At 32.9% G+C, this 19,384-nt stretch carries 17 protein-coding genes; 12 read left to right on the top strand and 5 right to left on the bottom strand.

Annotated features, from left to right (window positions below; translation table 11 throughout):
- The first annotated feature begins 118 nt into the window (after positions 1–118).
- The 10 genes from porU to AW14_RS01410 all read left to right on the top strand — a co-directional run bounded on the left by porU (position 119) and on the right by AW14_RS01410 (position 13,561).
- A complete protein-coding gene (gene porU, locus AW14_RS01455; protein WP_044637190.1) occupies positions 119–4,012 on the top strand; it encodes a type IX secretion system sortase PorU in 3,894 nt (1,297 codons plus the stop codon).
- Positions 4,013–4,046: 34 nt separating this feature from the next.
- Entirely contained in the window at positions 4,047–5,288 is a 1,242-nt protein-coding gene (gene porV / locus AW14_RS01450; RefSeq protein WP_044637189.1) for a type IX secretion system outer membrane channel protein PorV, read from the top strand.
- Positions 5,289–5,378: 90 nt separating this feature from the next.
- The gene (gene cdd, locus AW14_RS01445) at positions 5,379–5,861 is read left to right on the top strand and encodes a cytidine deaminase (RefSeq protein WP_044637188.1); all 483 of its coding nucleotides are present in this window, start codon (positions 5,379–5,381) and stop codon (positions 5,859–5,861) included.
- 212 nt (positions 5,862–6,073) lie between these two features.
- Positions 6,074–7,072, top strand: coding sequence for a pyruvate dehydrogenase (acetyl-transferring) E1 component subunit alpha (gene pdhA / locus AW14_RS01440; protein WP_044637187.1), 999 nt, complete (start codon positions 6,074–6,076; stop codon positions 7,070–7,072).
- Positions 7,073–7,075: 3 nt separating this feature from the next.
- On the top strand, positions 7,076–8,707 hold the full coding sequence (locus AW14_RS01435; RefSeq protein ID WP_044637186.1) for a pyruvate dehydrogenase complex dihydrolipoamide acetyltransferase: 1,632 nt from the start codon (positions 7,076–7,078) through the stop codon (positions 8,705–8,707).
- A gap of 80 nt (positions 8,708–8,787) precedes the next feature.
- Positions 8,788–9,471, top strand: a complete 684-nt coding sequence (locus AW14_RS01430; protein ID WP_044637185.1) for an SDR family NAD(P)-dependent oxidoreductase — start codon at positions 8,788–8,790, stop codon at positions 9,469–9,471.
- A 4-nt stretch (positions 9,472–9,475) separates the two neighbouring features.
- Positions 9,476–10,111, top strand: a complete 636-nt coding sequence (locus AW14_RS01425; protein ID WP_044637184.1) for an HAD family hydrolase — start codon at positions 9,476–9,478, stop codon at positions 10,109–10,111.
- Positions 10,112–10,299: 188 nt separating this feature from the next.
- Entirely contained in the window at positions 10,300–10,908 is a 609-nt protein-coding gene (locus AW14_RS01420) for a SprT-like domain-containing protein (protein WP_044637183.1), read from the top strand.
- Positions 10,901–11,980: a mannose-1-phosphate guanylyltransferase gene (locus AW14_RS01415; RefSeq protein WP_044637182.1), complete on the top strand. Its 1,080-nt coding sequence runs from the start codon at positions 10,901–10,903 to the stop codon at positions 11,978–11,980. Before AW14_RS01420 ends, AW14_RS01415 begins: the two co-directional genes overlap by 8 nt.
- 117 nt (positions 11,981–12,097) lie before the next feature.
- Positions 12,098–13,561 carry a DUF389 domain-containing protein gene (locus AW14_RS01410; RefSeq protein ID WP_044637181.1) on the top strand — a complete coding sequence of 488 codons (1,464 nt, stop codon included), beginning with the start codon at positions 12,098–12,100 and terminating at the stop codon, positions 13,559–13,561.
- On the opposite strand, the gene AW14_RS01405 is transcribed toward AW14_RS01410, so the two are convergent.
- Positions 13,558–14,325 carry an ABC transporter ATP-binding protein gene (locus AW14_RS01405; protein WP_044637180.1) on the bottom strand — a complete coding sequence of 256 codons (768 nt, stop codon included), beginning with the start codon at positions 14,323–14,325 and terminating at the stop codon, positions 13,558–13,560. The genes AW14_RS01410 and AW14_RS01405 overlap by 4 nt on opposite strands.
- Positions 14,325–15,062 carry an MlaE family ABC transporter permease gene (locus AW14_RS01400; protein WP_044639443.1) on the bottom strand — a complete coding sequence of 246 codons (738 nt, stop codon included), beginning with the start codon at positions 15,060–15,062 and terminating at the stop codon, positions 14,325–14,327. The genes AW14_RS01405 and AW14_RS01400 overlap by 1 nt, the downstream gene beginning before the upstream one ends.
- Positions 15,063–15,163: 101 nt before the next feature.
- Here AW14_RS01400 and pafA point away from each other — a divergent pair, with 101 nt between their 5' ends.
- Together pafA and AW14_RS01390 are read left to right on the top strand one after the other, a co-directional pair.
- Positions 15,164–16,825, top strand: coding sequence for an alkaline phosphatase PafA (gene pafA, locus AW14_RS01395; RefSeq protein ID WP_044639442.1), 1,662 nt, complete (start codon positions 15,164–15,166; stop codon positions 16,823–16,825).
- 4 nt (positions 16,826–16,829) lie between these two features.
- On the top strand, positions 16,830–17,636 hold the full coding sequence (locus tag AW14_RS01390; protein WP_044637179.1) for a DNA/RNA non-specific endonuclease: 807 nt from the start codon (positions 16,830–16,832) through the stop codon (positions 17,634–17,636).
- A 47-nt stretch (positions 17,637–17,683) separates the two neighbouring features.
- Here AW14_RS01390 and AW14_RS15000 read toward each other — a convergent pair whose 3' ends face one another.
- The 3 genes from AW14_RS15000 to AW14_RS01380 form a co-directional block, all read right to left on the bottom strand.
- Complete coding sequence (locus AW14_RS15000; RefSeq protein WP_154662100.1) at positions 17,684–17,896, bottom strand: hypothetical protein; 213 nt, start codon at positions 17,894–17,896, stop codon at positions 17,684–17,686.
- Between the two features lie 66 nt (positions 17,897–17,962).
- Positions 17,963–18,811 (bottom strand): glycosyltransferase family 2 protein, encoded by an 849-nt coding sequence (locus AW14_RS01385; protein ID WP_044637178.1) that lies wholly within the window; start codon positions 18,809–18,811, stop codon positions 17,963–17,965.
- 24 nt (positions 18,812–18,835) lie between these two features.
- Complete coding sequence (locus AW14_RS01380; RefSeq protein ID WP_044637177.1) at positions 18,836–19,357, bottom strand: methyltransferase domain-containing protein; 522 nt, start codon at positions 19,355–19,357, stop codon at positions 18,836–18,838.
- Positions 19,358–19,384: the final 27 nt, after the last annotated feature.

Here is a 19,384-nt window from a genome sequence, read left to right as displayed (position 1 = left end):
TTGTCTTTTGTGACATATTAACGTATGATTAAATAATTTATTATTGTATTTTTGTGCGTATTATTAAAATTTCAAGATTTTTAAATAATATCAAGCCCTAATTTGCGTTACATCAACAATGAAAAACAAGTATATTTTTTTATTATTTTTTTTAACCTGTGGTTTTGCTTTTGGCCAACAGAAGAGTTATAGTATAGATTGGCAAACATCTAAAAAAATCGCTTTTGAAGGATTTTCGGTAGAAGTACCCTCATTTTCTGATGCGCATTTTTCTTTTGATTTTGATTCGGGTCTTAATTTTATCGATCAATGGGAAACACGTTCTTATGTTAATGAATCATCAGTAAAAATTACCAATATTATATTTTCGAATATCTCTGAATCTTCATTAAAAGACTTATCAAAGGAAGTCATTCCAAACGAATTAAAATTTAGTTTAAAAAATTCTTTAGCCAGAGAAAAACAGTATGCTTTTTTTCAAATATCACCAATTATAAAAGGCGAAAATGGTGTTTATAAAAAACTGGTGTCGTTTACTTTAAGTTATTCTGAAGGAGGCATTTCTTTTCAGAAAAAGAATAAGTTTACTAATAAAACATTCGGAACACAAGCCTTAAGTAATTCGGTTTTAAGCACTGGTGAATGGTTTCGTTTTTACGTAGACACTACAGGGGTGTTTAAATTGTCGAAATCATTTTTACAGCGTTTGGGTGTAAATGTTAACAATGTAGATCCTAGAAACATAAAGTTATTTGGTAATGGTGGTCGTATGATTCCGTATGCAAATTCAGAACCTTATCCGTTTGATGTGCAGGAAAACGCCATAAAATTTGTTGGTGAAAACGATGGTGTTTTCGATAATGAAGATTATATTTTATTTTACGCTCAAGGACCCAATGGATTTGATGCAGTAAGTAATACAAACATAAACTGCTACACAGATAAAACATACTATTATATAAATGTAAGTGGTGGCTTAGGAAAGCGCATACAGCCTTTTTCTCAGCCAAGTGGGCCCGTAGATCTTGTAATTAACACTTTTCAAGAATATAAATTTCATGAAAAAGATGATTATAATCTTGGTTTTTTAGGACGACGTTGGTTTGGCGATCGTTTTGATGTAGAATCCAATAAAACCTTTGAGTTCGATTTTCCAGATTTAGTAACATCAATTCCAGTTTCAATTAAAGTATTTGTAGCAACAACAGCCTCTTCATTATCTACAATACAATTAACCGTTAATGATAGTCCGCTAGCAAATTTAACAATGATAGGTGTTGTCAAGCCTAATTTAGCAACAGAAGCTTCTTACAGCCGATTGATAGATGTTAATAGTTCCAAAATTTCTGTTGGTTTAAATTACGATAATCAGGGAAATCCGAGTTCTCTGGCTTATTTAGATTATATTTCAATAGAAGCCACAAGAGCTTTAAAGTTTTATAACAAACAGTTTGAATTTAAAAATAGAGATGTAATTTCGACATCGGGTATTGGAGAATATACCATTGAGAATGCCTCGAAACTTTCTGAAATTTGGGATGTTACAGATATTTATAACATATCTAATCTTGAAAATAATGAAGGCGTTTCAAGTTTAAGATTCAAATCTAATTTAGGGGTTTCAAAAACGTATTTGGCCGTTTCGCCAAACGATTATTTCGAGCCTAAATTCGATTCCAAAACAACGCTAAATAATCAAAACATAAAAGGTACTGTTTTTTTAAACAATCAAGGAGAATTTGAAGATATCGATTATTTAATCATTGCTCCAGATAACATGTTGAGTCAAGCAGAACGCTTAGCCACAATAAATAAAAATCAATACAATTTAAATGTTAAGGTTTTAGGTTTAGATGAAATTTACAATGAATTTAGCACTGGTAATCAAGATATTGGTGCTATAAGAAATTTTGTAAAATATGTTTACGATCATGCAAGTACACCGGAAAAGCGTGTAAAATATTTATGTTTATTTGGAGATGTATCTTTTGATTATAAGGATAGAATAAATAATAACACGAATATTTTACCTTCTTGGTATTCCTATAATAGTTTTAATGAAGCAACTTCATTTGTTACTGATGATTTTTATGGTATGATGGATCAAAATGAAGGAAATATGTCTACAAGTGATAAACTAGATATTGCTGTAGGAAGAATAATTGTCGATTCTCCAAATTTAGCAAAAGATTTGGTTGATAAAATAGAATCATATTACAATAAAGATGCCTTAGGAAGTTGGCGTAATAAATTTGTTGTTGTTTCTGATGATGTTGATGAAGATTGGGAAGGTATTTTACAGCAAACAACTGATAATGTTGGTAATTTAGTGTCAAATAATAAAGCATTCATGAACGTAATTAAAATTCATTCGGATGCTTTTAAACAAGAGTTTTCAGCAGGTGGTGAACGCTACCCGAAGGTAACTACAGAATTTGTAAATGCTATAAATAGTGGAGCGTTGGTAGTTAATTATTTTGGGCATGGTGGTGAAGATGGTTTGGCCGAAGAACGTATATTTTTAAAAACAGATATTGAAGGATTAAGAAACTTCAACAAGCTAAATTGTTTTGTAGCTGTAACATGTGAATTTACAAAGTTTGATAATCCGTTTAGACCTACAGCAGGAGAATTTACCTATTGGAATAAAAAAGCCGGGGCTGTAGGTTTAATTACTACGACCAGACAGATTTTTGTAAATTTTGCTATAATATTTAATAATTTATTGGGACAATATCTATTTTCATATAGTAATGACGATTCCTATGACGATTATGAATATCCAACCATGGCTGAAGCATTGAGGTTAACAAAAATTAACCCATTAATTTCTGGTCAAAGCCAAAGACGATTGATATTTTTTATTGGAGATCCAGCTATGAAATTAGCTTTTTCAAAACCTAATATCAAATTAACAAAGATAAATGAAGTGCCTATAGCGCAGTATAATGATACTATTAAGGCTTTAAGTTATGTTAAGTTAGCAGGCGAAGTTACCGATCTTTCAGGAAATTTGCTTACCAATTACAATGGTACCTTGTCTACAACTATTTTCGATAAAGAAATTCAAAGAGAGACTCTAGCTAATGATAATGTCCGACTAAACGGTCAAATTGTAAAGTTAAAGTTTAAAACGCTTGGAGAGGTTATTTTTAGAGGTCAAGCATCGGTTAAAAATGGGCAATTTGAATTTGATTTTATTGTACCAAAAGACATTGGAATTCCCGTAGGATTTGGAAAAGTTAGTTTTTATTCAAAAAACGAAACACTTACAGAAAATCAAACCGGAGCGAATATAAATACAATCAAAATAGGTGGTTTAAATGAAGATGCTCCCGAGGATAATGTCGGACCAGTGATAGCGCTCTACATGAATGATGAGAATTTTGTGTCTGGTGGAATCACAAACGAATCTCCAACTTTATTAGTGAAGTTAGAAGATTTAAACGGAATTAATACCGCAAGTGGTATTGGTCATGATATTGTCGCAATTTTAGATGGCGATGAAACAAATCCTTTTATTTTAAACGATTATTATCAAACCGAAGTCGACGATTATAAAAAAGGAATCGTTAGTTATCCGTTTAGAGATTTAAGTCCGGGACTTCATACGCTAACGATTAAAGCCTGGGATGTTTACAATAATTCTTCAACAGCCGAAATTCAATTTATTGTTTACGATCAAGATCAAGAGCTGGTAATAAATAATGTGTTAAACTACCCAAATCCGTTTGTAAATTATACAGAATTTTGGTTCAATCACAATAGTTCAGAGCCTTTAGACGTTTCTATACAGATATTCACTGTTTCTGGTAAACTTGTAAGAACGCTAAACGGACAAACCACAGGCGGCGGTATTGTTAATAGTTCGTTGTCTCGAGATATTGTTTGGGATGGAAGAGATGATTTTGGAGATAAAATAGGAAAAGGAGTTTATATTTATAAATTAACCGTTCAATCTAACATCTTAAATAAAAAAGTAGAAAAAATAGAGAAACTTGTAATCCTATAATAAAGGTATATATTTGTTAAATTAAAATTAATTCATGAAAAACCAACTTTTACTAATTTTAGCAATAACATTTGCTTTAAAAATAACAGCGCAAAATCCTACAGTTATCATTCCTAATAATGATAAAAGAGTTATAACCACAGGTATTCCTTTTGTTTTAATAGCTTCAGATGCACGTGCAGCAGCCATGGGAGATATGGGGGTAGCAACATCGGTTGATGCCTATTCACAACAATGGAACTCATCAAAATATGCTTTTTCCGAAACTAAATCGGGTATAGGTGTAAGTTATACGCCTTACTTAAGTAAGTTGGTGAATGATATTTTCTTAGGAAATGTAACTTATTTTAACAGACTAGATGAACGTAGTGCTTTTGGAGCCAGTTTACGTTATTTTTCATTAGGGGATATTGAATTTAGAAACGATGAATTCTCTGAAGCCTTAATACAACGTCCAAATGAGTTGACTATTGATGCGTCTTATGCTTTAAGATTATCAGATCAATTTGCAATGTCTGTAGCAATGCGCTATTTAAGATCTAATTTGAGGTTAACAGGGGTTGATGGCGATGCTACACCTGCAAGCACATTTGGTGTAGATATCTCGGGATATTATCAAAGTGAAGAAGAGGCTTATGCCGATTTTAACGGACGTTGGAGAATGGGTTTTGCACTTCAAAATATTGGTCCGAAGTTTAAATATGACCAAGGTGGCGAAGATAATTTTCAACCAACTAATTTGCGTTTAGGTGCTGGTTTCGATTTTATTTTCGATCAATATAATAAAGTATCGGTTACCGCCGAAGTTGCGAAATTATTAGTGCCTACGCCTCCAAAATTAGGTGATGAATATGAATATACCGACGATAATAATGATGGTGTGTATACAGAAGGAGAAGATACTCTAGGAACCAAAACAAGATCGGATGTTCTTATAGCAGGAAAATCGCAAGATGTTAGTTTTTTATCGGGTATTTTTCAATCTTTTGGAGATGCACCCGATGGCTTTAGTGAAGAGTTAAAAGAATTCACTTGGGCATTGGGAGCAGAGTATGTTTACCAAGATTCTTTTGCCTTTAGAGCAGGTTACTTTAATGAAAGTGAAGATAAAGGCGCTAGAAAATTTCTGTCGTTAGGAGCAGGATTTAAAGCTAATATTGTAAACATTGATTTGTCTTATTTGTTCTCGGCATCTAAAGTGCAGAGTCCTTTAGAAAATACCTTAAGATTCTCGTTAACCTTTAATATTGGAGCTGGAGAATATCGTGAGTATTAGTATAAAATAACTAATCAACTTATAAGAAAAACTATTGCTACTAGCAATAGTTTTTTTTGTCTAAAAACGTTTGTAAACGACCGTAATTTTATGAAAGAAATAAAGATAGAATCTAAATTATACGAATACGAAAGCTTAAACGAGTTGCCAGATGAAGTAAAGTCTTTAATGATGGATGCTTTTGAAGCAAGAGATAAGGCCTATGCTCCATATTCTAATTTCTTTGTTGGGGCGGCAATACTTTTAGATAATGGCGAAATAATAACAGGCAATAATCAAGAAAATGCGGCTTTTCCCTCGGGCTTATGTGCCGAACGTACGGCTATTTATTACGCAGGATCAAAATATCCTAATGCTAAAATTTTAAAATTGGCTATTTCAGCCGCCTCACAAAATCAAAAAACCACGAGTCCAATTCCACCATGCGGGGCATGCCGTCAGGCTATCGCAGAATATGAAGTCAAACAAAAAACACCTATTGAAATTTATTTTATGGGAGTTCAAGGAAAAGTTTTAAAATCAAATTCAATTGCCACTTTACTGCCGTTCATTTTTGATAAGTCTTCACTGTGATTTGTTTTTAAGTTTATAATGATTTCTTATATGATCAATTAGATTAATAGGTATTTCATCAAAAAAAACATTAAAAACAATAATTATTCAATACTGTTTCGAAACACTTTTTGATTTCATATTTTTTTCATTTTAATTAATTTAACATTTTCCAAATAGAGAGCAATGTATTACTTTTGTATTTCGCTTAAGTAAAACCTATATATTAGTCGATGCAAAAAATCACAAAAGAGGTTTACCTCAAATGGTACGAAGACATGTTATTCTGGAGAAAATTTGAAGACAAATTAGCTGCAGTATACATACAACAAAAAGTAAGAGGATTTCTTCACTTATATAACGGTCAAGAAGCAGTATTGGCAGGGGCTTTACATGCTATGGACTTGACAAAAGATAAAATGATTACAGCTTATCGTAATCACGTGCAACCTATCGGTATGGGAGTAGATCCTAGACGTGTTATGGCAGAACTTTATGGAAAAGCTACAGGAACATCTCATGGTATGGGAGGTTCTATGCATATTTTCTCTAAAGAGTTTCGTTTTTACGGAGGCCATGGTATTGTTGGAGGTCAAATTCCATTAGGTGCTGGTATGGCTTTTGGTGATAAATATCATGGTAGCGATGCGGTAACTCTATGCTGTTTTGGAGATGGTGCTGCTCGTCAGGGTTCGTTACACGAATCTTTCAATTTAGCAATGTTATGGAAACTTCCTGTTGTATTCGTATGTGAGAATAACGGTTATGCTATGGGAACTTCTGTAGAGCGTACCGCAAATCATACAGAAATATGGAAATTAGGTTTAGGGTATGAAATGCCTTGCGGACCTGTAGACGGCATGAATCCTGTGAAAGTTGCTGAAGCTTTTGATGAAGCAATACAGCGAGCACGTCGTGGAGAAGGCCCTACATTTTTAGAGCTTAAAACGTATCGTTATAGAGGTCACTCAATGAGTGATGCACAGCACTATAGAACAAAAGAAGAGGTTGAAGAATATAAAAAGATAGACCCAATTACTCAAGTTAAAGACATTCTTCTTGAAAAGAATTATGCAACAGAAGAAGATATTAAAGTAATTGATAATCGTGTTAAAGACCTAGTGTCAGAATGTGAAAAGTTTGCAGAGGAATCGCCATTCCCGGAAAAACAACAACTTTACGATATGGTTTACGAACAACAAGATTATCCATTTATTCAACACAAATTATAAACTATGGCAATTGTAGTAAATATGCCGCGTTTAAGCGATACCATGGAAGAGGGAACCGTTGCGGCTTGGTTAAAAAAAGTAGGAGATAAGATAGAAGAAGGTGATATACTTGCCGAAATAGAAACAGATAAAGCTACCATGGAGTTCGAATCTTTTAACGAAGGAACCTTACTTCATATTGGTGTTCAAGAGGGTGAAACAACAAAAGTTGATGAGCTTTTAGCTATAATTGGTGAAGAAGGAGAAGATATTTCAGATTTATTAAATGGCGGTGGCGCACCTAAAGAAGAGAAAAAGGAAGCATCTAAAGAAGCTTCTCAATCAACTTCAGAGGAAGCAACTATCCAAGAAGAAGCGTCTAATGCATCTCCTGAGTTACCTGAAGGTGTCATTGTTGTTACCATGCCTCGTTTAAGTGATACCATGGAAGAAGGAACGGTGGCAACTTGGTTGAAAAAAGTTGGTGATACCGTATCAGAAGGCGATATTTTAGCTGAAATTGAAACAGATAAAGCGACGATGGAATTTGAATCATTCCAGTCGGGTACTTTATTACATATTGGCTTAGATGAAGGTGAGTCTGCAAAAGTAGATGCTTTATTGGCCATTATTGGCCCTGCAGGAACAGATGTTTCAGATGTAGCAAAAAACTTTTCTAATACAGCCCCTGCAAAAAAAGAGGAAGCTCCTGTTAAAAAAGAAGCTCCTAAAGCAGAAACTCCTAAAGCGCCTGTAAAAGCAGAGGCTCCTAAAGCTACTAAACCAGCAAAAGGAAATTCTGGAGACCGCATTTTTGTATCGCCTTTAGCTAAAAAAATAGCAGAGGAAAAAGGTATTAACTTATCTCAAGTACAAGGGTCTGGCGAAAATGGTCGCATTGTTAAGTCTGATGTAGAAAATTATGTGCCTGCGCAAGGTGCTGCAGCAGTTGGTAAATTTGTACCTGCTGGTCAAGAAGATTTCGAAGATGTTACAAACTCACAAATGCGTAAAGCTATTGCAAAAGCTTTAACCAATTCTAAATTTTCTGCACCACATTATTATTTAACAGTAGAATTTGATATGGAAAATGCCATTGCTTTCCGAAATCAATTCAACTCAATTCCAGACACTAAAATATCATATAACGATATGGTTGTGAAGGCTTGTGCCTTAGCATTAAAAAAACATCCGCAAGTAAACTCGCAATGGTTTGCAGACAAAATGCGTTTAAATAACCATGTTCATATTGGTGTAGCAGTAGCTGTTCCAGATGGATTGGTTGTGCCAGTTGTTAAGTTTGCAAATGAACAAACATTACCTCAAATAGGTGCTGCGGTTAAAGATCTTGCAGGAAAAGCTAGAAACAAAAAATTAACACCTGCAGAAATGGAAGGTAGTACATTTACAGTTTCTAACTTAGGAATGTTTGGTATAGAAACCTTTACATCTATTATCAATCAACCAAATTCAGCGATACTTTCTGTGGGGAATATTATTGAAAAACCAGTGGTTAAAAACGGACAAATTGTTGTTGGTAACACCATGAAGTTATCTTTAGCGTGCGACCACAGAACGATTGATGGAGCAACCGGAGCACAATTCCTTCAAACATTAAAAGGATATATTGAAAATCCAATTACAATGTTGGTGTAATTGAATATTCATTTAACATATAAAAACCTGTTTCATTTGTTTGAAGCAGGTTTTTTTTATCTTTAAACTTTAATTCTTCTATGATAAAAAATATTATAATAACAGGAACCAGTCGCGGTATTGGTTTTGAGTTGGTTAAGCTATTTTCAAATGCAGGGCATCATGTTTTAGCGCTTTCGCGGAATGAAAAACCTATTACCAGTTTAAAACTTAAAAATGTAACGTCGTTTTCTTTCGATTTGGGTGATGCCGATGCCTACAAACAAGTAGAAAGTTTTATTAGCAGCAATTGGAAACAAGTTGATGTTTTAATTAACAATGCAGGGATGTTACTTAACAAACCATTTTCTGAGATTACAATAACCGATTTTGAAACCGTTTATAAAACCAACGTTTTTGGTGTTGCCGAACTCACAAGAATTGTTTTACCATTTATGAAAGCACAAAGTCATGTGGTAACTATTAGTTCTATGGGTGGAGTTCAAGGAAGTATGAAATTCCCTGGTTTAGCAGCCTATAGCTCGAGTAAAGCGGCAGTAATTACCTTAACCGAATTGTTGGCCGAAGAATACAAAGCATCTGGTATATCTTTTAATGTATTAGCTTTAGGTGCCGTACAAACCGAAATGCTAGAAGAAGCCTTTCCTGGTTATAAAGCGTCAACTTCAGCCTTAGAAATGGCACAATATATTTTCGACTTTTCCTTAAACGGAAACAAATATTATAACGGTAAACTGTTGCAGGTTTCTAATTCTACACCTTAAAATTATGAAAAAATACAAATGCATCATTTTCGATTGTGATGGCGTTTTAGTAGATACAGAGGTAACAAGTAATCAATTATTAGTCGCTATGGCTAATAAATATGGTGCGAATATCGACTTAGATTATGCCATGAAGCATTTTAAAGGAAGTCATTTTGACGATTGTTTGTCTATTATTAAAACCTTGGTAACCGAAGATGTTCCTCAATCATTTGAAACCGAATATAGAACCGAATTAGATAAACAATTTAAAGCCACAGTAAAACCAATAAAAGGTGTTAAAGAAGTTATTGAAAATTTAAACATTCCTTTTTGTGTTGCCTCTAGTGGTACCGATGAAAAAATTAGACTCAATCTAGGTCTAGTTGGATTGTTACCCTATTTTGAGGGCAAAATATTTAGTTGTTATACAATTAAAAAATGGAAACCAGAACCCGATGTGTTTTTATTAGCAGCAAAAACTATGGGTTACAAGCCAGATGAATGTTTGGTTATAGAAGATAGTAAATTAGGTGTTTTAGGAGCTAAAAATGGCGGATTTGATGTTTATGGTTATACAGAACACGATTATTATAACGATCTAGAATCTCTAGCAACAAAGACATTCAACAATATGACGGATTTACTTCAAATGCTTTAAAATTTTTAATCGATTATATCCATATAAATTATTCTTGTTTTATGGTATTTTTAAATAGTAAAATATTGATTTTTTAGATATGTGCTTTGTTTTTTATAAGCGTTATTAATACTTTAATTATCCAATTTTTTTCATTTTTTTTTAAATAGCAGTTTTTCTTGTGTGAAATATTTTAATTTTGTATTGTAATGCAGAAAAATCTTCAAGATTTTATTCCAGGTGAAGCCATTAATCAAGTTTTAAAACTTTTAGAACATGATAATTTGGCTGTTAAGATAAAAAACGAACGCAAAACCAGACATGGAGATTATAGGCGTTTACCAAATGGAAAGCATCAAATAACCATAAATTCTAATTTAAATGCATACCGTTTTTTGATAACTTTAATTCATGAAATAGCTCATTTTGAAGCTTTTAAAAATTACGGTAAATTTATAAAACCTCACGGTGTAGAATGGAAACATACCTTTAAGAATTTAATGTTGCCATTTCTAAATCCGCAGGTTTTTCCAAATAATTTGTTACCTTTATTAGCAAAACATTTTAAAAATCCTAAGGCATCAAGCGATTCTGATGCTAATTTAGCCCTTGCTTTAAAACAATTTGATGAACCAAATGATAAAACATTCATTTTTGAAGTTCCTACCGGTAGTGTTTTTAAATTATATAATGGAAAAATATTCGAAATGGGACAAAAACGCGTCAAACGTTTTGAATGTAAAGAGATAAAAACAGGGAGGCTATATTTATTTAATCCCAATGCAGAAGTTGAATTAATAACAAATATTGATGAATAAAAATTATTACGCCATATTAATGGCAGGAGGAGTAGGTTCCAGATTTTGGCCTGTAAGTACACAGGAATTTCCAAAACAATTTCACGATATGTTGGGAACCGGAGACACCTTAATACAAAAAACATTTAAAAGACTGGCTCACTTAATACCAAAAGAAAATATTTTCATTTTAACCAATGAAATTTATAACGATTTGGTTTTAGAACAGTTGCCAGAAGTAACACAACGTCAAGTTGTTTTAGAGCCAGCAATGCGAAATACAGCGCCTTGTATATTATATGCTTCGTTAAAAATTCAAAAGGAAAATCCTGATGCTGTAATGATTGTAGCGCCAAGCGATCACTGGATAGAAGATGAAGTTACATTTACCAAGAATGTACAGCAAGCTTTCGATTTTTGTTCAGATAACAATGCCTTAATGACCCTAGGTATTCAGCCAACATTTCCTAATACCGGATATGGTTATATTGAGTTTGATAAAGACACAACTAACAACATTAAATCGGTAAATCAATTTAGAGAAAAACCAGATTACGAAACCGCAAAATCATTTATCGAGCAGGGTAATTTTCTCTGGAATGCAGGTATTTTTATGTGGAGCGTTAAAACGGTTGTCGATGCTTTTAAAAGTAATCAGCCAGATTTATTTGCTTTATTTGAAAACGGAATATCGGCTTATAACACCGATTTAGAAACCGAATTTATTAAAGAAAATTATCCGAAAGCCGAAAATATTTCAGTGGATTATGCCATAATGGAAACCTCTAAAAATGTATTTGTAATTGGCGCAGAGTTCGATTGGAACGATTTGGGAACTTGGGGAAGTCTTTACGATAAATTAGGTAAAGACCAAAACGATAATGCCGTTGTAAACGCCAGAACGTTGGTAGAAGACGCTTCAGGAAATATGATTCGCACTAAAAACAATAAAATAGTAGTCTTAGATGGGATTAACGATTATATTATTGTAGATAAAGAAGATGTGCTATTAATTTATCCTAAAACCAAAGAACAAGACATTAAAAAAGTACTTCAAAAAGTAAAGGATAAATTCGGAGAAAACTACGGATAATTCTAATCTATAGTATTTTTTTAAAGGAAGAGCATGGGCTAATCGCTATTTATTTTGATTAACTCATGCTTTTATTTTATATATTAGTGAATTAGTGTTTCTATTAAATTAAAGAAAATGGAAGAAAGTAAATTTGATTTTTCTGAAGAAGAAAACAAAAAAGATAAATCGGTTGAAGATTCTAAGCAAGCCGTAAAAAAGGATGCTCAGGGTTTGTTTCTAAGTGTGAAGCGATTTTTTAGTGAATTACTAGATTTTCGAGACGATACAGATCGTGATGCAACTATCGAGGCCATAAAAGGCGATATTCCTTTTAAAGGTGCTACTGCCTGGATTTTAATTTGTTCCATTTTTGTTGCATCTATTGGTTTAAATGCTAATTCTACGGCAGTGGTTATTGGTGCCATGTTAATTTCGCCTCTAATGGGCCCTATTTTAGGTGTGGGGATGTCTATAGGAATAAACGATATAGATACGTTAAAGCGATCGTTAATAAACTTAGCAATTATGATTGCTTTAAGTTTACTAACGGCTTTTTTATTCTTTTGGTTATTTCCTTTAAGTGAAGATACTTCCGAACTTTTAGGGCGAGTTCAACCCGACATTAGAGATGTTTTAATTGCCTTTTTTGGTGGTTTGGCTTTAATTATAGCCAGAACAAAACGAGGTACCATCGCATCGGTAATTTTTGGTGTCGCCATTGCTACAGCTTTAATGCCACCACTTTGTACTGCTGGGTATGGTTTGGCTAAAGGAAACTTTGAGTATTTCTTAGGGGCCATGTACTTATTTACTATTAACACCATTTTTATCGCTTTGGCAACTTTTATTGTATTGAAAGTTTTGCGTTTCCCCATGCTTAAATACGTAAATTCTAAAAAGCGACAATTTATTTCAAGATTAGCTACATTACTTGCTATCGTAGTTATGATTCCTGCGGTTTGGACATTTTTAAGTGTTTTAAATGAAAGTAATTTTAACAGAGACGCCAAAGCTTTTGTAGATAATGAGTTGAGTGTTTTACCGCATTTTGAGTACATCAAAAAGAACGCTATTTACAATTATATTGATAAAAACAAGCAAACCATCGAGCTTAATACCTTTGGTTTAGATGAAATACCAGAATCTACCATTAGTCTTATTAAAAATCGTATGGATGATTATGGTGCTTTATCAAATTGCGATTTAATTATTAATCAGAATAAATCTAAAAACCTAGACAACTTCAAGTATATGACCGAGCTAAGAACAAGAGATTCGTTAGATTTATTGTCTCAAAGTCAGAAGGTTGCTTATCTTGAAAATAAAGTAAAACAACTCTCTAAGCTAGAGAAAAACTATATTCCTTTTGAAGAATTAACTAAAGAAGTAAAAATTAATTACGAGACCATCGAAAAGATTTCATTTGCTCATGTTATTACGTCTAATTTTAATAAAATGGATACTTTAACTGTGTTTACAGTAAAATGGAATGATTCTTTAGCCAATGAAAAGGTTAAGGTTAAAGATCAAGAAAAACTCGAGCAGTGGTTAAAATTAAAATTGAAACTAGATACTTTAGAAGTTAAGCGTATTAATTAGCTATTTTCATCTATATACATTTTACGAACTTTTTTAAATAAGTTGGAAGAATAAACAAAATCGGTAACGGCTTCGTTATCGGTTTTGAAAATGGTTTCTTTGGAGCCTTCCCACTCTTTTAACCCATTTTTTAAGAAAACAATTTTTTCACCAATTTCCATAACCGAATTCATATCGTGTGAATTAATTACAGTAATAATTTGGTATTCGTCTGTTATTTCTTGGATTAAATTATCAATAACAATAGATGTTTTTGGGTCTAAACCAGAGTTAGGTTCATCACAAAATAAATACTTTGGGTTGTTAACTATAGCACGTGCAATAGCAACCCGTTTTTGCATTCCTCCTGAAGCTTCACTAGGCATTTTGTTGTGTGCATTGTCTAGATTTACACGTTTTAAAACAAAATTTACACGATCTTCCATCTCGCTTTTACTTTGTTTAGTAAACATTTTTAAGGGAAACATAACGTTTTGCGCAATAGTCATAGAATCAAACAAAGCACTGCCTTGAAACACCATGCCAATTTTAGCTCTTAAATTACGTTTTTCGTCTTCAGTAAGATTAAAAAACACATTACCATCATAAGCAATAGAGCCAGATTCGTAATTAAATAAACCCAACAAACACTTTAAAAACACCGTTTTACCCGAGCCACTTTGTCCAATAATGAGGTTTGTTTTTCCTTTCTCAAAAGTGGTGCTTATACCTTTTAATATTTCAACACCATTAAACGATTTATGTAAATCTTTAACTTCAATCATTAGCTTAAAAGCATTTGGGTTAGTAAAAAGTTTAAAAGGATAATGGTTACACTTGTCCAAACAAACGAGGTTGTACTTGCTTTACCTACTTCTAAAGCACCACCTTTCATATAATACCCATAAAATGATGGGATGGTAGCTAAAATAAAAGCAAAAACAAAGGTTTTTATAAAGGCGTACGTAATGTGAAATGGAATAAAATCTGTTTGAATACCTACAATATAATCTTCCATGGTACCAAAACCACCAAAATAACAAGCAGCCATACCACCAAGGATGCCTAAAAACATACCTACAGCAATTGCAAAAGGGTATAAGAGTAAGGCAATAGTTTTAGGAAAAATAAGGTAATTTAAAGAGTTAATACCCATAACTTCTAAAGCATCTATTTGTTCGGTAACACGCATGGTTCCTATGCTGGAAGTTATAAAGGATCCTACTTTTCCAGCCATAATTACAGAGGTAAACGTAGGTGCAAATTCTAATACAATAGATTGCCTGGTGGCGAAGCCAACTAAGTATTTAGGAATTAGTGGGTTGCTAATATTTAAAGCCGTTTGTATTGTAATAACACCACCAACGAAAAAAGATATAAAAGCAACAATACCTAGCGATCCAATAATTAAATCGTCTATATCTTTTAGAATTAATGTTTTCATCACAGACCATTTCGTAGGCTTACGAAACATCTCTACAATCATTAAAAAATAAGCTCCAATATTATGTAAATAAGTCATATAAAAATTTATACTGCTAAAGTAAAAAAAGTAAGTGGTATTTAACTTTAATTTTAAATTAAGATGTATTAAAATATTTAATTTTGGCAAAAAATTATAATATGTTTAAAAATCTCCTTAGTGCTTTAATATCCCTAGTTTTATTTTCATCAATTAAAGCTCAAAGTCAAACTAACATTAATGCTTCAAATGAACTAGAAGCCAATCGGCCAAAGTTGGTTGTTGGTATAGTAGTAGACCAAATGAGATATGATTATTTAACGCGATTTATCTCGAAATATGGAGAAGGAGGTTTTAAACGAATGATGAATGAAGGTTTTAATTGCAAAAATAATCATTTTAACTATGTGCCAACTTACACTGGTCCCGGGCACGCATCTGTTTACACAGGAACAACACCAAAATATCATGGTGTAATTGCCAACGATTGGTACGATAAAGTATCTAAATCTATGGTGTATTGTGCTGGTGATAGTGCTGTTCAATCTGTTGGAACTACATCAAACGCCGGACAAATGTCTCCGCACCGCATGAAAACAACAACCTTTGCAGACGAAAACCGACTGTTTACACAAATGCGAGGTAAAACAATAGGTATATCTATTAAAGATCGAGGCGCTATTTTACCTGCAGGTCATACCGCAAATGCTGCTTATTGGTTTTATGGAAAAGATAAAGGCCACTTTATTACAAGTACATTTTACAGAAATGATTTGCCTGAATGGGTAACCGATTTTAATAATTCAAACATCGCCGAATCGTATTTAAAACCTTGGTATACATGTTATAATATTGAAACATACACAGAAAGTGGAAGCGATTTAAATAATTTTGAAAAAGGTTTTAATGGAAAAGATATAGCAACGTTTCCTTACGATTTGAAGGATTTAGCACCTAAAAATTCAGGGTTCGATATTATTAAGTCTACGGCTTACGGAAATAGTATTGTTACCGATTTTGCTATTGCAGCTCTAAAAGGGGAGCAGCTTGGAGCCGATAATATTACCGATGTTTTAGCGGTTAGTTTTTCAAGTACAGATTACGTAGGGCACAATTTTGGTGTGAATTCAAAAGAAATTGAAGATACGTATATTCGTCTCGACAAAGACTTAGAACGTTTTTTCGAGGCTTTAGATAATCAGGTTGGAAAAGGTAATTATACAGCGTTTTTAACTGCCGATCATGCGGCTGTCGATGTTCCTGCGTATTTACAAAGCCTAAAAATCCCAGCCGGTTATATAGACTCCAAAGCAGAGAAACAGCGCATAAAAGATTTTGTACAAGCAAAATTTGGAGACGAAGATTTGGTTGAGAATATTAGTAATAATCAAGTGTTTTTAAATCGTACAAAACTCAATAAATTGAAATTAAATTTAGAGGATGTTCAAGATGCAATAGTGAATGAAATTATCACTTACCCTAACATCGATAAAGCTTACTCTGCAAAAACCATGACATCTCATTATTTCGATACAGGTTTAGAAGCTTTGTTGCAAAAAGGATATAATCAAAAGCGTTCTGGAGATGTGGTTTATGTTTACGAAACCGCCTATATATCTTACGGTAAAACGGGGTCTACTCATGGGTCTGGTTTCGATTATGATACGCATGTGCCTTTGTTATTCTTCGGAAAAGGAATAAAACACGGAAGCACATTAAAATTCACTGAAATTACCGATATTGCACCTACCATGTCTGCATTATTAAATATTAGTTTTCCTAGTGCCGTAATTGGTAAACCTTTAGATTTTATTTTAGAATAGTAGTTTGAATAAAAGAAAAATATATCCCATCCTCGTTTTAATTTTAGTTGTAGCTGTTTATGGTTATGAGCATTTTTTAAAAACAGAAGAAGCAACAATTATTATTTCTGAAGGTAAAAAAACAAAAGAAAATACAAACGAATTTTTTTTGCCAACCAGTACAACCGGACAAATAGTGCATCATAAAGGTTATTCGTTATCTTACAGTGAGCCACACGAACAGGCAGAATGGGTAGCCTACGAACTTAAAAAATCGCAACTTTCTAACACTAATTTTGATAGACCTTATTTTGAAATAGATAAAGCTGTTAAAACAGGAGCTGCCGATTGGAAAAATTATAAAAACTCTGGTTTCGATCGCGGTCATTTATGTCCTGCCGGCGACAGACGCTATAGTAAAGAAGCTCACGATGAAACATTTTTAACCAGTAATATTAGTCCGCAAGAACATAATTTTAACGCAGGTATATGGAATAACCTCGAGCAAAAAGTACGTTATTGGGCCAGTAAATATGATGGTGTTTTTGTAGTTACTGGCGGTGTTTTAAAAGGCAACATGGAAACTATTGGTTACGAAAGGGTTGCTGTACCTAATCAATTTTATAAAGTTTTAATCGATACTAATTCTGGAAAAACAAAAATGATAGCTTTTTTGATGCCACACGAAAATTCTAACAAACCTCTGTATGAATTTGTGGTTTCTGTTGATACTATCGAGACATTAACGGGTATCGATTTTTTTCCAGAACTCGATGATGCTCTTGAAAATAAATTAGAAGCTTCAAATAGTTATAAAGACTGGAGTTTTTAGATTTTAATTTTTTTAAGACAATAGTATTGTTGTAAAGATTATTCCGTCTATTTTTTAATTTGCTGCATGATGTAAGCAGATCTACTAGAACTAATACAACAACCTTGATGAATATTTAAACTATCGTTTGAAGCACTCGGTACGATGCAGTTTTTTTTATTTGGGCTTTCAGCCAACTTTATAACAGCAGGTTCTTTGGGTTTATTGGTTAAATAAAATATCCCGATAAGAAAACAGAATATGAGTAAGAATACTTTCATGATTTAAATATAGAATTTTTATTCATTGGTTTTCAATTTCGACTTTAATTTCTAAGATATCTATATTTATTTTAATGTATTTAACATCCCTTTCCAACGCAGATTTCTAATAAATTTACCTTCTTCTTCATTAACTAAAAAAGGTGTTTTGTTTTTTTTAGCTTTAAAATAGCCTGCTAAATAATCTATAAATAAACTAAAACTTTTTTTCTTGTAAGCTAGTTTTACAGATGATATAAAAGTAATTATAAAGCCGTAACGCATTTTATACATGGACTCACCTTGCAAATATTTTGAAGCTTTGTTATAGCTAATTCCTGTTGGTTTTAAATGTTTAATGTGAAGCGTTTCATCGGTTAAGATATCCCAGCCATAGTATTTGGCTAGTAACTCATCGACCGTATCCCAACCCATAGAAGGTTTTAGTTTTCCAATTTGTAAAAAACAGGCTTTTCTGTAAGCTTTTAAAGCACCACGAATGTGGTCTTTTTTGGTTAAGTTTTCAAGTAGCCACTCGCCATTTTTTTCAATGTAGCAAAAGCCAGCTACCATACCCAGTTTTTCATGGCTATTGAAATGAAGTGCGAGTTCTTCTAAATAGTTATTAGGAAAAATTAAATCGGCATCAAACTTACAAATAATATCATAGTTGTCGTCTAAAGTATCAAGGCCTTTATAAAAGGCGTTAATTATTTTAGAACCCGGCAAGTGTTTATTTGAAGATTTAGAATTTACTAATGAAATCCATGGGTGTTGCGCAATATAGGTGTTTACAATTTCTTCAGTTTTATCTGTTGAATTGTCATTTACAATAACTAATTGCTTTGGTTTTAGCGTTTGTTTAACCAAAGAATCTAGAGTTAATCCGATAGAATCTTGTTCGTTATGGGCTGGTATGATGATGTAGAAATTCAGACTTGAAATTTTAAAAATTTAAAGTTAAACTCTTTCGGCGTAAACAATGTAATATCTGGGTGTAAACCAACGTAAAATAGGACGGATGCCAAATTTTTTTGTTGGGTTGGTCCATTTTTGACTATCTATAATCTTCCAGCCAGTTTTTTCTAATAACCAATCAAATTGCCAGTCTTCAAACTCGTGATAATGTCTGTCGAGCATATCGGTTTTACTCCTGTATGCAGAAGAAAACCATAATTTTAGAGGGACACTAGCGACTAATTTGTTAGACTTAATCGATTTTAGAACCGTAAAAGGCGATAATAAATGTTCGAAAATTTCAAAAGCAGTTACTACGTCTGTAGGGGCGTTTTCAATTGTTGATACATCTACATCCAGATCTTCTCCTTTTGTGTTTATAACAGAATAACCATGTGCTTTCATGATTTCAGAAAACGGATTTTCAACACCTAAGTCTAAAATGGTTTCAGAATTTGAAATATGTTTTTTTAGAAATTGAATAGTATGTTTAAACCGTTTGTTCGGAAATGTGTTTTCGTACATGTTTGTTTTTTCCGCGAAAGCGTATGT

The organism is Siansivirga zeaxanthinifaciens CC-SAMT-1, from assembly GCF_000941055.1.
Classification (GTDB): Bacteria; Bacteroidota; Bacteroidia; order Flavobacteriales; family Flavobacteriaceae; genus Siansivirga; species Siansivirga zeaxanthinifaciens.
This window is presented reverse-complemented; position numbering and strand designations above follow the sequence as displayed.

Excerpts from the sequence above, each read along its gene's own strand:
- porU (WP_044637190.1), top strand. The coding sequence starts at position 119 with ATGAAAAACAAGTATATTTTTTTATTATTTTTTTTAACCTGTGGTTTT.
- porV (WP_044637189.1), top strand. The coding sequence starts at position 4,047 with ATGAAAAACCAACTTTTACTAATTTTAGCAATAACATTTGCTTTAAAA.
- cdd (WP_044637188.1), top strand. The coding sequence starts at position 5,379 with ATGAAAGAAATAAAGATAGAATCTAAATTATACGAATACGAAAGCTTA.
- pdhA (WP_044637187.1), top strand. The coding sequence starts at position 6,074 with ATGCAAAAAATCACAAAAGAGGTTTACCTCAAATGGTACGAAGACATG.
- AW14_RS01435 (WP_044637186.1), top strand. The coding sequence starts at position 7,076 with ATGGCAATTGTAGTAAATATGCCGCGTTTAAGCGATACCATGGAAGAG.
- AW14_RS01430 (WP_044637185.1), top strand. The coding sequence starts at position 8,788 with ATGATAAAAAATATTATAATAACAGGAACCAGTCGCGGTATTGGTTTT.
- AW14_RS01425 (WP_044637184.1), top strand. The coding sequence starts at position 9,476 with ATGAAAAAATACAAATGCATCATTTTCGATTGTGATGGCGTTTTAGTA.
- AW14_RS01420 (WP_044637183.1), top strand. The coding sequence starts at position 10,300 with ATGCAGAAAAATCTTCAAGATTTTATTCCAGGTGAAGCCATTAATCAA.
- AW14_RS01415 (WP_044637182.1), top strand. The coding sequence starts at position 10,901 with ATGAATAAAAATTATTACGCCATATTAATGGCAGGAGGAGTAGGTTCC.
- AW14_RS01410 (WP_044637181.1), top strand. The coding sequence starts at position 12,098 with ATGGAAGAAAGTAAATTTGATTTTTCTGAAGAAGAAAACAAAAAAGAT.
- AW14_RS01405 (WP_044637180.1), bottom strand. The coding sequence starts at position 14,325 with ATGATTGAAGTTAAAGATTTACATAAATCGTTTAATGGTGTTGAAATA.
- AW14_RS01400 (WP_044639443.1), bottom strand. The coding sequence starts at position 15,062 with ATGACTTATTTACATAATATTGGAGCTTATTTTTTAATGATTGTAGAG.
- pafA (WP_044639442.1), top strand. The coding sequence starts at position 15,164 with ATGTTTAAAAATCTCCTTAGTGCTTTAATATCCCTAGTTTTATTTTCA.
- AW14_RS15000 (WP_154662100.1), bottom strand. The coding sequence starts at position 17,896 with ATGAAAGTATTCTTACTCATATTCTGTTTTCTTATCGGGATATTTTAT.
- AW14_RS01380 (WP_044637177.1), bottom strand. The coding sequence starts at position 19,357 with ATGTACGAAAACACATTTCCGAACAAACGGTTTAAACATACTATTCAA.